This is a genomic window from Shinella sp. H4-D48, assembly GCF_022637395.1.
Lineage (GTDB): Bacteria > Pseudomonadota > Alphaproteobacteria > Rhizobiales > Rhizobiaceae > Shinella > Shinella sedimenti.
In genome coordinates, this window is record NZ_CP093337.1 from 1,634,660 (window position 1) to 1,649,357 (window position 14,698).

At 62.6% G+C, this 14,698-nt stretch carries 14 protein-coding genes; 11 read left to right on the forward strand and 3 right to left on the reverse strand.

Annotated features, from left to right (window positions below):
* Positions 1-12: 12 nt before the first annotated feature.
* On the reverse strand, positions 13-504 hold the full coding sequence (locus MNR02_RS07895; RefSeq protein WP_241948726.1) for a hypothetical protein: 492 nt from the start codon (positions 502-504) through the stop codon (positions 13-15).
* Positions 505-514: 10 nt separating this feature from the next.
* Positions 515-1,768, reverse strand: a complete 1,254-nt coding sequence (tyrS, locus tag MNR02_RS07900; RefSeq protein WP_241599126.1) for a tyrosine--tRNA ligase — start codon at positions 1,766-1,768, stop codon at positions 515-517.
* A 114-nt stretch (positions 1,769-1,882) separates the two neighbouring features.
* Between tyrS and MNR02_RS07905 the strand changes: the two genes are divergently transcribed.
* Together MNR02_RS07905 and MNR02_RS07910 are read left to right on the forward strand one after the other, a co-directional pair.
* Positions 1,883-3,016 (forward strand): anhydro-N-acetylmuramic acid kinase, encoded by a 1,134-nt coding sequence (locus MNR02_RS07905; protein WP_241948727.1) that lies wholly within the window; start codon positions 1,883-1,885, stop codon positions 3,014-3,016.
* 90 nt (positions 3,017-3,106) lie between these two features.
* Positions 3,107-4,285, forward strand: coding sequence for a diguanylate cyclase (locus MNR02_RS07910; RefSeq protein ID WP_241948728.1), 1,179 nt, complete (start codon positions 3,107-3,109; stop codon positions 4,283-4,285).
* A 63-nt stretch (positions 4,286-4,348) separates the two neighbouring features.
* On the opposite strand, the gene MNR02_RS07915 is transcribed toward MNR02_RS07910, so the two are convergent.
* Positions 4,349-5,026 carry an alpha/beta hydrolase gene (locus MNR02_RS07915; RefSeq protein ID WP_134650779.1) on the reverse strand — a complete coding sequence of 226 codons (678 nt, stop codon included), beginning with the start codon at positions 5,024-5,026 and terminating at the stop codon, positions 4,349-4,351.
* 212 nt (positions 5,027-5,238) lie between these two features.
* On the opposite strand from MNR02_RS07915, the gene MNR02_RS07920 reads away from it, so the two are divergent.
* From MNR02_RS07920 to MNR02_RS07960, 9 genes are all read left to right on the forward strand, one after another.
* Positions 5,239-6,396: a cysteine desulfurase family protein gene (locus MNR02_RS07920; RefSeq protein ID WP_241948729.1), complete on the forward strand. Its 1,158-nt coding sequence runs from the start codon at positions 5,239-5,241 to the stop codon at positions 6,394-6,396.
* Positions 6,397-6,533: 137 nt separating this feature from the next.
* Positions 6,534-8,003 carry a Fe-S cluster assembly protein SufB gene (gene sufB, locus MNR02_RS07925; RefSeq protein ID WP_241948730.1) on the forward strand — a complete coding sequence of 490 codons (1,470 nt, stop codon included), beginning with the start codon at positions 6,534-6,536 and terminating at the stop codon, positions 8,001-8,003.
* 74 nt (positions 8,004-8,077) lie between these two features.
* Positions 8,078-8,833, forward strand: coding sequence for a Fe-S cluster assembly ATPase SufC (sufC, locus tag MNR02_RS07930; RefSeq protein WP_241599137.1), 756 nt, complete (start codon positions 8,078-8,080; stop codon positions 8,831-8,833).
* 22 nt (positions 8,834-8,855) lie between these two features.
* Positions 8,856-10,130, forward strand: a complete 1,275-nt coding sequence (sufD, locus tag MNR02_RS07935) for a Fe-S cluster assembly protein SufD (protein WP_241948731.1) — start codon at positions 8,856-8,858, stop codon at positions 10,128-10,130.
* 66 nt (positions 10,131-10,196) lie between these two features.
* Positions 10,197-11,435, forward strand: a complete 1,239-nt coding sequence (locus MNR02_RS07940) for a cysteine desulfurase (protein ID WP_241948732.1) — start codon at positions 10,197-10,199, stop codon at positions 11,433-11,435.
* An 11-nt stretch (positions 11,436-11,446) separates the two neighbouring features.
* Positions 11,447-11,827 (forward strand): SUF system Fe-S cluster assembly protein, encoded by a 381-nt coding sequence (locus MNR02_RS07945; RefSeq protein ID WP_241948733.1) that lies wholly within the window; start codon positions 11,447-11,449, stop codon positions 11,825-11,827.
* Positions 11,828-11,934: 107 nt separating this feature from the next.
* Positions 11,935-12,324: a Fe-S cluster assembly scaffold SufA gene (gene sufA / locus MNR02_RS07950; RefSeq protein WP_241599145.1), complete on the forward strand. Its 390-nt coding sequence runs from the start codon at positions 11,935-11,937 to the stop codon at positions 12,322-12,324.
* 106 nt (positions 12,325-12,430) lie between these two features.
* On the forward strand, positions 12,431-14,314 hold the full coding sequence (locus tag MNR02_RS07955; protein ID WP_241948734.1) for an ATP-binding protein: 1,884 nt from the start codon (positions 12,431-12,433) through the stop codon (positions 14,312-14,314).
* A complete protein-coding gene (locus MNR02_RS07960) occupies positions 14,280-14,687 on the forward strand; it encodes a response regulator (RefSeq protein ID WP_241948735.1) in 408 nt (135 codons plus the stop codon). The genes MNR02_RS07955 and MNR02_RS07960 overlap by 35 nt, the downstream gene beginning before the upstream one ends.
* Positions 14,688-14,698 lie beyond the last annotated feature (11 nt).

Here is a 14,698-nt window from a genome sequence, read left to right on the forward strand (position 1 = left end):
CGGGTCTGAAGGTCAATCTTCGAGCCGGCCGAGCTGGAGCTGCGCTCGATGAGACAGCCAGTCAGGCCACAATGTCTCCACAGCCACCCGTCGTGCCTCGATGGCGCTTGGCGGCGCGGTGTCTCCGCTCCCGGTTCGATAGCGTTCGTCGGAAGCGGAGGTGACAATGACGGGCGGCGCTCCGAACTGGTCTGCGGTAATGTCCAGAATAAGGTCGCCGCTCACCACCCAGGCATGGCTCTCCCAGCGATGCCCGGTAAAGAAACCGAAGGGGCCGATGTCCGGCCCGTCTTCCGACAAACGGGGCGTTCCATTCGCCCATTCCGCCGCAAAACCCTCCGCGCGAAGCACATTGCGCAGAAACAGGCTGCTTCGTCCGCAGGTGTTGGACGAGAGCACCTCCGCGATGGGTTCGCCGCGCGCGTGCTGCCAGCGAACCCATGCGGGTTTCAGGAACGCCCTCGTAGCCGAGGCGACGAAGAAAAGGTCTGCCCGGCGATCCATCGTTGCGCCGTTAGGCGGGGCGCACGAGGATATGCTTCTTCTTGCCAAGCGACAGCTTGATGACGCCGTCGGCCGAAACATCCGCGGTTCCGACGAGGCGGCGTTCGTCGGAGACCGCGGTGTCGTTGATGCGCACCGCGCCGCCCTGAACGTGACGGCGTGCCTCGCCGTTGGAGGCGGCAAGGCCAGCCTTGACGATCAGCGCGAGCAGGCCGATGCCGGCTTCGAGTTCGCCCGTGGCAACGTCGATGGACGGCAGATTCTCGGCGATTGCGCCTTCCTCAAAGGTCTTGCGCGCCGTCTCGGCCGCCTGCTCGGCATTCTCGCGGCCATGCAGCATGGCCGTGACTTCGGTGGCGAGGATCTTCTTGACCTCGTTGATTTCCGAACCGCCAAGCGCCGAAAGGCGGGCAATCTCGTCCATCGGCAGGGTCGTGTAGAGCTTCAGGAAGCGCGAGACGTCGGCGTCTTCCGTGTTGCGCCAGTACTGCCAGAAATCATAGGCCGACAGCATGTCCGGGTTCAGCCACACGGCGCCCGAAAGCGACTTGCCCATCTTGGCACCCGATGCGGTGGTCAGAAGCGGCGAGGTCAGCGCGTAGAACTGCGGCGAGCCCATGCGGTGGCCGAGGTCGATGCCGTTGATGATGTTGCCCCACTGGTCGGAACCGCCCATCTGGAGGCGCACGTCGCAGCGCTTGTTCAGCTCGACGAAATCGTAGGCCTGCAGGATCATGTAGTTGAATTCGAGGAAGGACAGCGACTGCTCGCGCTCCAGGCGCATCTTCACGCTGTCGAAGGCCAGCATGCGGTTGACCGAGAAATGCCGGCCGACATCGCGCAGGAATTCGAGGTAGTTGATGCCCAGCAGCCAGTCGGCATTGTTGATCATCAATGCGTCTTTCGGACCGTCCCCGTAGGTGAGGTAGTTCGAGAAGACCTTTTTAATGCTGGCGATGTTATCGTTGATGGTCTGCGGGGTCATCAGCTGGCGCGCTTCGTCCTTGAAGGACGGATCGCCGACCATGCCGGTGCCACCGCCCATCAGCGAAACCGGACGGTGGCCGGTCTTCTGGAACCAGTGCAGCATCATGATCTGGATGAGTCCGCCGGCATGGAGACTGGGCGCCGTTGGATCGAAGCCGATATAGGCCGTCACGGTTTCCTTGGCAAGAAGGTCGTCGAGGCCGGTTTCATCGGAGATCTGATGAATGAAGCCGCGCTCTTTCAGCGTGCGAAGGAAGTCGGATTTGAATTCGGACATGGCCTGTCTCTCTGGTGGAATCGTGATGGCCGGAGATGGTTTTCCGGTGGACAGCGGGGCGTTTAACATCGTTTGCGGGCATAATCACTTTAAAAGTGAGTCTGGAGATGTCGCATGACAGCAGTGAAAACGGCCATCGGCCTCATGAGCGGAACGAGCCTCGACGGCATAGACGTTGCTCTGCTGCGCACAGATGGTGAGGGGCGCGTTGAACGTGGTCCGGCCATGGCGCAGGCGTATGACGCTGCGTTTCGTCTGCGCCTGCAAGACGCGCTGGAAACCGCCAGGACGATCCGTGACCGCAGCGAGCGGCCGGGCGATCTCGCCGCCATAGAGCGGGAGCTGACGATGCGCCATGCCGAGGCCGTCAACGCCTTTCTCGCACAGAACAATCTGTCTCCAGCCGATATCGACGTCATCGGCTTTCATGGCCAGACCGTGCTGCACCGGCCGGATGACGGGCTGACCGTACAGCTCGGTGACGGCGGACTGCTGGCCGCCGAGACCGGCATTGCAGTCGTCTATGACATGCGCGCCAACGACATGGTGCATGGCGGGCAGGGCGCGCCACTGGTTCCGGCCTATCACGCCGCGCTTGCGGCCAGCCACGCCAATGCGCGCGGCAAGGCGGTCGTCTTCGTCAATATCGGCGGCATCTCCAACATCACCTTCATCGGCAGCGGCGGAGAAATCGTCGCCTACGATACGGGACCGGGAAATACGTTGATCGACCAATGGGTCGAAGCACGGGCAGGCATTGCCTTCGATGAAGGCGGCAGGATCGCGGCAAGGGGCCGTATCGATCCCGCGCTGGCGGCACGCTATCTCGACCTTCCCTTCTTCACCGATCCGGTTCGCCGCTCGCTCGACCGCAACGATTTTCGCCCGCCGGCACAAGCGGACGCAAACCTCGAGGATGGTGCGCGCACGCTCGCCCATGTCACGGCGGCCGCGATCCTGCGTTCCGCCCGGCATCTGCCGGAACGCCCCGCGCTCTACGTGATCTGCGGCGGTGGCCGGCTGAATACGGTCATCATGGAGGATCTTGCCGCACTTGCCGAACGGGAAGAGGCCGAAGTCGTCACCGCCGAGGCGCTGGGGTTCGACGGAGACAGCATGGAGGCGGAGGCCTGGGCTTATCTGGCTGTGCGATCGATCGCCGGCCTGCCACTCACCTTTCCGGGAACCACCGGCGTCAATTCACCGGTGACGGGCGGGCTGCTACGGAAATCTGATAATTCCGGTTAACGCAATTTTTCCTGCCGGTCCCTAGCATGGTCAACCGTCATTCCGGGTACGATGTACGGAATGGTTCCTGTGTAATGCGTAAGGTGGCCAATGAGTGGCGCGGGCTTCCTGCTGGCGGTGAATTTCCTCATCGCGCAATGTTTCTTCATGTTCTTCCTGGCGGTCTCCGCCCGGAGTCGCAATCGCGTGGCCGCCCGCTGGTTCGCTGGCAGCTTTGCGGTCGCCTCGCTGTCTGCAATCTTCGAATTCCTCATCGCCTATGTCCCGCCGGTGAGGCTTTGGGCGCTCCTTGCCTTCGCGTCGATGCTCGCCGGCATGTTCATGTTGCGCATCGGTATTGGCCATCTCTACAATCTGAAGACCAGTCGTACCGCGCTCGCCGGGATCTATCTGTGCTTCGTGGCGCTTGGTTCTTTGATCTATGACCTGCCGCGTGGCACCCTTCAGCATGCGCTGCCCTATCAGGCGCCCTTTGCCGTGGCGCTTGGCATGAGTGCCTGGGCCGCATGGCGGGCACCGGTGAAATCCTTTGTGGATCGGGCGCTTGTCGTGTTGCTGGTCGCCACCAGCCTGCATTTTATCCTGAAAGGCTTTGCCGCCGTGTTTGCCGGTGCGGGCGCGACTGCGAAAGACTATCTTAGCAGCCCGTTTGCACTCGTCTCCCAGAGCACGGGCGCTGTTCTCATCGTCGCCGTCGGGTTGATGCTGCTGTGCGTGCTCGTCTTGGAAATCGTTGCCGACGAGAAGGTGAACGCCGAGGTGGATCTGCTTTCCGGCTTGTGTAACCGTCGCGGTTTCGACAATCGCGTCGATGCGCTGATGGCGCAATCGGGGCCGCACAGCATCGTGATCTGCGATCTGGATCGCTTTAAATCGGTCAACGATACGTACGGCCACGAGGGTGGCGACGCCGCGATCCGCGCCTTTGGCGAGATGCTGAAGGCCGCTTCTCCCGAAGGTGCGCTCGTCGCCCGCATTGGCGGCGAGGAGTTCGTGCTCTTCCTGCCGCGCACCGGCAAGGAGGCGGCCCTGTTGTTTGCTCATGCATTGCGCGCGACGCGGGCCGTATCGCCGGTGCCCGGCCTGCCGCAGGGCGTTCGCGTCACCGCTAGCTTCGGCGTGGCGGAAATCGGCCAGAACGAGCCGTTGCGTTTTGCCATGCGTCGCGCCGATGACGCGCTCTACGCCGCCAAGAATGCCGGGCGCGACTGCGTGCGCGAGGCTGAGCCGCCGGCTGTGGTGCTGCATGCCGTCAAGCAGGCGAGCTGACAGCAAACAAAAAGCCCGATGGCAAAACCATCGGGCTTTTTGTTCTCTTATGCTTTCGGGCGCTTAGCGAATGCGCTTGGCGGCCGGTTCCGGCGTGAGTTCACCGGCGAGGCGGCGGTCGAGGTAATCCTCGCACTCGGCCATCAGCGTTTCCGTCTGGCCGTTGAAGAAGTGGTTGGCGCCCGGCACGGTCTTGTGCGTGATGAGGATGCCCTTCTGCGTCTTCAGCTTTTCGACGAGGCCGTTGACGTCCTTTTCAGGCGCAACCTTGTCTGCTTCACCGTTGATGATGAGGCCGGACGAAGGGCAGGGCGCGAGGAACGAGAAGTCATAGGTGTTCGGCTGCGGGGCGATCGACATGAAGCCTTCGATCTCCGGGCGGCGCATCAGGAGCTGCATACCGATCCACGCACCGAAGGAATAGCCGGCGACCCAGCAGCTCTTGGAATCGGGATGCAGGCTCTGCACCCAGTCGAGCGCGGAGGCCGCGTCCGACAGTTCGCCCGCACCGTGGTCGAACTCGCCCTGGCTGCGGCCGATGCCGCGGAAATTGAAGCGCAGTGTCGTGAAACCGCGCTTCTGGAACATGTAGAAGAGCTGGTAGACGATCTGGTTGTTCATCGTGCCGCCGAACTGCGGATGTGGGTGCAGCACGATGGCGATCGGGGCGTTCTTCTGCTTGGACGGCTGGTAACGGCCTTCAAGGCGACCGGCGGGTCCGTTGAAGATGATTTCGGGCATTCTTACTCCGGCAAGCTCGGGTCCGAAAACGGATTCTTGTCAACTGAAGTCTTGACGAAAGCAGTCAGCTTTTCTAGAACCTAGTTTAGAACCATTCGAAACTGTGAGGCGCCAGGTTGGCGCCGTGAGTTTGGTGTCATAAGGCAAGCCCGACGGAAATTTCAAGAAAAATGCACGCGCATCGATCTCGATCGGCCGGGCACGGATAAAGAATGACCAAAACCGAGCGCACATATCTGGACTGGAACGCGACGGCGCCCTTGCTGCCGGCGGCGCGTGACGCCTTTGTCGCGGCGCTCGACATGGTGGGTAATCCGTCTTCGGTGCATGGCGAGGGCCGTGCATTGCGCATGCTGGTGGAGGCCGCGCGCCGTGATGTGGCTGTGCTCGTCAATGCCGCGCCCGCCAATGTCATTTTCACCAGCGGTGCGACCGAGGCAGCGAACCTCGTTCTCACGCCAAATTATCGCATGGGACGCACGCCGCTCGCGATCGGGCACCTCTACGCCAGCGAAATCGAGCATCCGGCCATCCGCGAAGGTGGCCGCTTTGCCCGCGAGAACGTGACGACCATTCCGGTCACGCGTGCCGGTGTCGTTGACTTCGACGCGCTCGAGACCTTGCTGCACAACCACGACGAGGCGACCGGCCTGCCGATGGTCGCCGTCATGCTTGCCAACAACGAGACCGGCATCGTCCAGCCTGTGAAGGCGGTGGCCGAGATCGTGCGGCGCCACGGTGGCCTTCTCGTCGTTGACGCGGTTCAGGCTGTCGGCCGCGTACCGGTCGACATCGAGGCGCTTGACGCCGATTTCCTGATCCTGACGTCGCACAAGCTCGGCGGCCCCAAGGGGGCTGGCGCGCTCGTCTCGCGCGGCGAAGTGCTGATGCCGGTGCCGCTGATCCGCGGCGGCGGGCAGGAGAAGGGGCATCGTTCCGGCACGGAAAACCCGGCAGCACTCGCCGGCTTCGGCGCTGCCGCCCGAAGTGCGACCGAGGAGCCGGCCGCGCGCAACAGTCGCATTGCCGGTCTTCGCGATGCGCTTGAAAAGGGCATGCGCGCGGCAACCAACGACGTGGTCATTCATGGCGCCGAGGTCGAGCGTGTCGCCAACACCTCGTTCTTCAGCCTGCCGGGCCTGAAGTCCGAGACCGGCCAGATCGCCTTTGATCTGGAGGGTATCGCGCTTTCGGCCGGTTCGGCCTGCTCGTCCGGCAAGGTCGGGCAGAGCCACGTGCTGACGGCGATGGGCTTCGATGCCGCGCTCGGCGGGCTTCGCGTCTCGCTCGGACCGGGTTCGACGGAGGCGGATGTGGAACGCTTTCTGGCTGCATTCTCGCGCGTCGTATCGCGCCGGCGTGCCGCCTGATGCAAAACTTGCGGGAACGCAAGTTTTTGCTTGCCAAAAGGTGTGAAAAGCGCCCTTTGGCCCTTACATAACCGGCGGTAGACCGCCACACGTTGACAAACTGCCGGACCTTGGATCCGGCAAGATTGGAGAACGATATGCCTGCGGTGCAGGAAACGATCGATCAGGTCCGTCAGATTGACGTCGACCAGTACAAATACGGTTTCGAAACGAACATCGAAATGGAGAAGGCCCCGAAGGGTCTTTCCGAGGAGATCATCCGTTTCATCTCGGCCAAGAAGGACGAGCCCGAGTGGATGCTCGAATGGCGTCTTGAGGCCTATCGCCGCTGGCTGACGCTGGAAGAGCCCACCTGGGCGCGCGTCGAGTATCCGAAGGTCGACTTCAACGATCTCTATTACTATGCAGCGCCGAAGAACCAGAGCGGCCCGAAGTCCATCGACGAAGTCGATCCCGAGCTTCTGAAGATGTACGAGAAGCTTGGCATCCCGCTGCGCGAGCAGGAAATCCTTGCTGGCGTGCAGACCTCGAAGATCGCTGTCGATGCGGTGTTCGATTCGGTTTCGGTCGTCACGACCTTCAAGGAAGAGCTGAAAAAGGCCGGCGTGATCTTCATGTCGATCTCAGAAGCCATCCGCGAGTATCCCGACCTCGTGAAGAAGTATCTCGGCACCGTCGTTCCGACGACCGACAACTTCTACGCGACGCTGAACTCGGCCGTCTTCACGGACGGTTCCTTCGTTTTCGTGCCGAAGGGCGTTCGTTGCCCGATGGAACTGTCGACCTACTTCCGTATCAACGAGAAAAACACCGGCCAGTTCGAGCGCACGCTGATCATTGCGGAAGAGGGCGCCTACGTGTCCTATCTCGAAGGCTGCACCGCGCCGCAACGCGACGAAAACCAGTTGCACGCCGCCGTCGTCGAGCTGGTTGCGCTCGATGATGCCGAAATCAAGTATTCCACCGTCCAGAACTGGTATCCGGGCGACAAGGAAGGCAAGGGCGGCATCTACAACTTCGTCACCAAGCGCGGCGATTGCCGGGGCAAGAATTCCAAGATCTCGTGGACGCAGGTCGAGACCGGCTCCGCGATCACCTGGAAGTATCCGTCCTGCATCCTGCGCGGCGATGGTTCGCGCGGCGAGTTCTACTCGATTGCCGTTTCCAACGGTCATCAGCAGATCGACAGCGGCACCAAGATGATCCATCTCGGCAAGAACACGTCGAGCCGTATCGTCTCGAAGGGCATTTCCGCCGGTTTCTCCAACAACACCTATCGCGGCCAGGTCTCGGCCCACCGCAAGGCGGAGAACGCGCGCAACTTCACCCAGTGCGACTCGCTTCTGATCGGTGACAAGTGCGGCGCGCATACCGTGCCCTATATCGAGGCGAAGAACGCGACGGCCCAGTTCGAGCACGAAGCGACCACCTCGAAGATCTCCGAGGACCAGCTGTTCTACTGCCTGCAGCGCGGTATTCCGACGGAAGCGGCCATTGCCCTCATCGTCAACGGCTTCGTCAAGGAAGTCATCCAGGAACTGCCGATGGAATTCGCCGTCGAGGCGCAGAAGCTCATCGGCATCTCGCTGGAAGGCTCGGTCGGCTGACCTCCATTCATTGAAGTTCAGGCGCGCGAAAATCCGCGCGCCACACCACGAATTCGTCCGAGAAGGATATGTCCATGCTTGAAATCAAGAACCTGCACGCCCGCATCGCCGAAGACGGCACCGAGATCATCCGCGGCCTGAACCTCACCGTGAAGGCCGGCGAAGTCGCCGCCATCATGGGCCCGAACGGCTCCGGCAAGTCGACGCTCTCCTACATCCTGTCCGGCCGCGAAGACTACGAAGTCACCGAAGGCGACATTCTCTATAACGGCGAGAGCATCCTGGAACTGGACCCGGCCGAGCGTGCCTCCAAGGGCATCTTCCTCGCCTTCCAGTATCCGGTCGAAATCCCCGGCGTTGCCACCATGCAGTTCCTCAAGGTCGCGATGAATGAGCAGCGCAAGGCGCGCGGCGAGGGCGAGCTGACGACGCCGGACTTCATGCGCCGCGTCAAGGAAGCGGCCGCCGAACTCAAGATCGCGCCGGAAATGCTGCGCCGTCCGCTCAATGTCGGCTTCTCCGGCGGTGAGAAGAAGCGTGCCGAAATCCTGCAGATGTCCCTGCTTGAGCCGAAGCTGTGCGTTCTCGACGAAACCGATTCCGGTCTCGACATCGATGCGCTGAAGATCGTGGCCGATGGTGTCAACGCGCTGCGTTCGCCCGACCGTGCGGTCATCGTCATCACCCACTACCAGCGCCTGCTCGACTATATCGTGCCCGATACGGTCCACGTTCTCTACAAGGGCCAGGTCATCAAGTCCGGCGACAAGACGCTGGCACATGAGCTGGAAGCAAACGGCTATGCCGACATCATCGGGGCTGCTGCCTGAAGCATCGCGAAGGAGTGATCTCATGAACATGCAGACAGGCAAGACGCTTTCTGTCGCCGAAACGGCGCTGTGCGACGCCTATGACCAGGCCATCGGCGAATTGCCGGGCGATGGCGCCGTGCTGGCGGCGCGCGATGTGCTGATCAGCGATTTCAAGGAAGCTGGCCTTCCGACACGTCGCGTCGAGGCGTGGCATTATACCGATCTCAAGGCTCTTTTGCGCGCCGTTCCGGCCTTCGATCCGGCGGCTTCCGCCGACAGGATCGAGCCGCTCGTCGAGGGTGCAAGCGTGCTGTCGGTCGTCAACGGCGTTGCCGACAAGCGGGCGTCCGCCGACGGCGTGACGGTGACCCGCTTTGCGGATGCGCTGCTGGACGGCACAGCAGCCGCGGGCCTCGTTGCCCGCGACGCTGACGATACGATCGGACGCCTCAACGGCGCCTTCGTGCGCGATGGATTCGTGCTCGACATTCCCGCCGGCACGGAACTCACGACGCCCGTTGAAATCCAGACGACGCAGAATGCCGGCCAGACGCATACGCGTTTCCCGGCGACCTTCGGCGCACAGTCGAAGGCAACCGTCATCGAGCGCCATGTGTCGACCGGCGAGAACGCCGCTTTCGTCACGACCGTCAGCGACATCACGCTGTCCGATGGCGCAGAAATCACCTGGATCATCTTCCAGGCGCAGGGCGGTGCCGATACGCATCTCGGCCAGATCCGCATCACGCTGGGCACCGATGCGAAGCTTCGTCTCTACGTCATCAATGCGGGCGGCAAGCTCGTGCGGCAGGAAATTCACGTCGTGGTGTCGGGCGAGGGCTCTGATCTCGTGCTGCGCGGTATCAACCTGCTCGGCGGCGAGACGCACAACGACGTGACCTTCACCGTCGGCCACAACGTGCCGAACACGACGTCTACGGAAGTCATCCGCAACGTGATCTTCGATCGCGCTCGCGGCGTCTTCCAGGGCCAGATCCGTGTGGCCCCAGACGCCCAGAAGACCGACGCGAAGATGTCGTGCAACACGCTGCTGCTCTCCGACGAGGCAGACTTCTCCGCCAAGCCGGAACTGGAAATCTTCGCCGATGATGTGCAGTGCGGCCACGGCGCGACCGTGATCGACATCGACCACACGCAGCTCTATTACCTGATGGCGCGCGGCATTCCGGAAAACAAGGCACGCGCCATGCTTGTCAATGCCTTCGTCGCCGAGATCGTCGAGGAGCTGGAAGACGAGCCGCTGGTCGAAGCACTGGAAGGCGTGATCGCCGACTGGCTCGAGAAGCACGCGTAACCCTGAGCAATCCCGGCAGGCAGGCCCTCCCTTGCCTGCGGGATTGCGCAAGCAAGGACCATCGAGATGGAACACGTTCCGGCAAAGACCTATGATGTCGAGGCGATCCGCAAGGATTTCCCGATCCTGTCGAAGACAGTCTATGGCAAGCCGCTGGTCTATCTCGACAACGGTGCCTCAGCACAGAAGCCGCAGTCGGTAATCGACGCGATCTCGCACGCCTATTCGAACGAATATGCCAATGTGCATCGCGGCCTTCACTTCCTGTCGAATGCGGCGACCGATGCCTATGAGGCGGCGCGCGAGAAGGTGCGCCGTTTCCTGAACGCCTCTTCGGTCGATGAGATCGTCTTCACGAAGTCCTCGACCGAGGCGATCAACACGGTCGCCTATGGCTACGGCATGCCGAAGATCGGCGAGGGCGACGAGATCGTGCTGTCGATCATGGAGCATCACTCCAACATCGTGCCGTGGCACTTTATCCGCGAGCGGCAGGGCGCCAAGCTCGTCTGGGCGCCGGTGGACGAGGCGGGCGCCTTCCATATCGAAGAATTCGAGAAGTGCCTCAGCGAGCGCACCAAGCTCATTGCCATCACGCATATGTCGAATGCGCTCGGCACCATCGTTCCCGTGAAGGAAATCTGCCGCATCGCCCGCGAGCGCGGCATTCCGGTTCTGGTGGACGGCTCGCAGGGCGCGGTGCACATGCCGGTGGATGTGCGCGACATTGACTGCGACTGGTATGTCATGACCGGCCACAAGCTCTACGGCCCCTCGGGCATCGGCGTGCTCTACGGAAAGATGGATCGGCTGAAGGAGATGCGTCCCTTCCAGGGCGGTGGCGAGATGATCGTCGACGTTACCGAGGACATCGTCACCTACAACGACCCGCCGCACCGGTTCGAGGCCGGCACGCCGCCCATCGTGCAGGCGATCGGCCTTGGCTATGCGCTCGACTATATGGAAAACATCGGCCGTGCGGCGATTTCGGCCCATGAAGCCGATCTGCGTGACTATGCCCATGAGCGTCTGTCGGCGATCAATTCGTTGAAGATCTTCGGCACGGCGCCCGGCAAGGGCTCGATCTTTTCCTTTGAACTGGAAGGCATCCATGCCCATGACGTCTCGATGGTCATCGATCGGGCAGGGGTTGCGGTGCGCGCCGGCACCCATTGTGCGCAGCCGCTCTTGAAACGCTTCGGCGTGACCTCCACATGCCGGGCATCGTTCGGCCTTTACAACACGCGCGCCGAAGTCGATGCCCTGGCCGACGCGCTCGACCATGCTCGCAAATTCTTCGCCTGAGGAGGTGGAACATGTCCCTCGACACAACCGAAGACAAGATCGACGTCCGTGAAGGCATCGTGCGTTCGGCCATTCCGGCCGACGAGCTGGCGCGTCTTTCAGATGATGTCATCGCCGCCCTCAAGACGGTCTATGACCCGGAAATCCCGGCCGATATCTTCGAACTCGGCCTGATCTACAAGATCGACATCGAAGACGACCGCATGGTCAAGATCGACATGACGCTGACGGCGCCGGGCTGCCCCGTCGCCGGCGAAATGCCGGGTTGGGTGGAAAACGCCGTGGGCGCCGTCGAAGGCGTATCGGGCGTGGAGGTTTCCATGACCTTCGATCCGCCGTGGACGCCCGACCGCATGTCGGAAGAGGCGCAGGTCGCCGTCGGCTGGTACTGAGGCCGAACGCCCGGCGGCGTTACGCTATTGATCGCGGCACCCGGCGGCACTAGATTCAGAGTCGGAACCATCGGGCCTTGAACCCGGTCGGCGAAGGAGAAATGACCATGGCCTTTGCAGTTATGAAGCTCACGGATGCGGCGGCGGACCGGGTAAAGGCCATCGTCGACAATGCCGGCGATGGCGCGTCGGGCATCCGCGTCGGCATCAAGAAGGGCGGTTGCGCGGGCATGGAGTATTCCATCGACCTCGTGACCGAAGCCAATGCCAAGGACGACCTGATCGAAAAGAACGGGGCCCGTGTCTGGGTGGCGCCGGAAGCCGTGCTTTACCTGCTCGGCACAGAGATGGATTTCGAGGTGACGACGCTGCGCTCCGGCTTCACTTTCCACAATCCCAACCAGACTTCCGCCTGCGGATGCGGCGAATCGGTCGAGCTGAAGCCTGCCGACCTTGCCGCGCTGGCTGCTGCCGGTCAGCCGACCGTGCGCGCCTGAGCTGCGAAAAGCCTTTCCGGCATCTTTCCTTCGCCAGCCGTTTTGCCTAGGCTCCCGCAGCCGGCGAAGGGCTTGATGCCGGCTTGAGCGCGAAGGAGGGCGGGCAATGACAGGTTTTACCGCCGCACTTTACCAGGATCTGCCGTTTCCCGTTCTGATCGTTGATGCGCAGGCGTGCATCCTCTCCTGCAACGACGCGGCCGCCCGCGTCTTCGGCCGGGTTGCGGGCGATGCAAGCGCACCGGGCTCGCCCGTCATCGACGACCCCGCAATTGCCGATATCTTCGCACGTCATGCCGCCGGCGGGCGGGAGAATGCCCATCCCTTCCTCTTCAAGGTCGGCCCGAATGCCGGGCTCGAGGCCACGGCTCATGTCATCGCACTGCCCGGCGAGGCGGACGGGCCGCGTTACGCGCTTCTCCTGCGCAGCCTTCTCAGTGGCGGCAGCCATGGCGAGCAGATCCTGCTCGGCCAGCGCATCGCCTCCGCCCTCGACACGATGGAAGAGGGTTTTGCCATTTTCGACCGGAACGAGCGGCTCGTCCTGTTCAATCGCTCCTATCGCGAGCGCTGTGGCAGGGCGCGGGACGCGGTGCGTGTCGGTGCGACCTTCGAGAGCATCGTGCGCGCCAATATCCGCGCAGGCATGTTTCCGGACATTCGCGAGGGCACGTCGGAGGCCGAGGCCATCGTGCGTGCGCGTCTGGCCAGCCATCGCACCGCAGGCAGCGGCGGCGATGTCTTCAGCTTCGGTGACGACCGCTGGCTTCGCGCCGAAAGCCATGTGGCCGAGACCGGCGATATCGTGGCGCTGCGCATCGATGTAACGGAGCTCAAGCGCACCGAGGCGGCGCTGGAGGAGAAGCGGCGCGAGTACTTCTCGCTGCTGCAAATCCTGCCCGACATGATCGTGCGGTTCGACCGCAACCTTTCCATCCTGTTCGCCAATGACAGCTACGCACACCATGTCGGCTCGACCGCCGATGCGCTGATCGGGGTCTGCCTGCGCGATGTCGCCTGTGCGCCCGAGCAGACGGCCGCCTTGATCGATATCGCGGGTTACACGCCGGAGCGGCCGGTCAAGACGCGGGAAATCTCTACGCAGGGCGCGGATGGCGAGCAGGACTGGATGCTCTGGACGGCAGTGGCGACCTTCGATGACGATGGCGTCTGCGAGGTGGTGGCGATCGGCCGCGACATTACCGAGACGAAGCGGCAACAGGCCCGTGTGGAGGCGCAGGCCGACGAGCTGCGCCGCAAGAATGAAGCGCTCGACCAGTTCACCGCCACCGTCTCACACGACCTCAAGGCGCCGCTGCGGCATCTCTCCATGTTCGCCGAGATGATTTCGGAGGACCTGCATCGTGGGGAATTCGCCGAACTGCCCAATTATGCCGATCATGTGCGCAAGAGCGCGGCGCGCATGCGGCGCATCATCGACAGCCTGCTGGAATATTCGCAGATCGCCTACCGCATCGCCGCGCCCAAGCCGGTGGACCTGTCCGGCGTGGTGCACGATGCGCTGGCGCTGCTCGAAAGCCACGTGCAGGAAAGCGGCGGAACCGTCGAGGTCGCCGCCATGCCCGCGGTCATGGGTGACCGCGAACTCCTGAAGCGCCTCGCGCAGAACCTCATCGGCAATGCATTGAAATACCGCCGCCCCGAATGCGCGCCGGTCGTGCGTGTCTACTGCCGGGAAAACGAGGCGGGGCTCGATTTCGTCGTGGAGGACGAGGGCATCGGCATCGATCCGCAGCATGTCGATCGCATCTTCGAAGTGTTCCAGCGGTTGCACCGCAACGAAACCGTCTATCAGGGCACGGGCATCGGCCTCGCTCTGGCACGCCGGATCGCGGAGAGCCACAATGGCTTGATCACCCTTGACACGAGCTATGGTCCGGGCGCACGCTTCGTCGTGACGTTTCCGCAAACTGCGAAGCCAAGGGGGAACGATCGTGGGAAGTCTGGCGAGGAAACTGATCGTCGTTGATGACGATCCCGTGGATGTGCGTTTCGTCCTGCGCGCCTTCAGCGATGCCGGCAGCACGCTCGACATCACCCATGTCGCCGATGCGAAAGCCGCAAGCGACCGCCTCGACGCCGAGGTCTTCGATTACATCCTTCTCGACATCAACATGCCAGGCATCAGCGGTGTGGATCTCCTGAAGCGGCTGCGCAGCCAGCCGCGCACGGCGGTGACGCCCGTCATCATGTTGTCCTCTTCGTCGAGTATGAACGATATCAACCGCGCCTATGAGAGCGGCGCCAATGCCTATGCCGTGAAACCTTCGACGTTGAGCGGCTACCGCGAATTCGCGGAGGGCTTCACGCGTTTCTGGGTGGACGTCGCCGTCTCGCCCTGACCTTTCCCTGC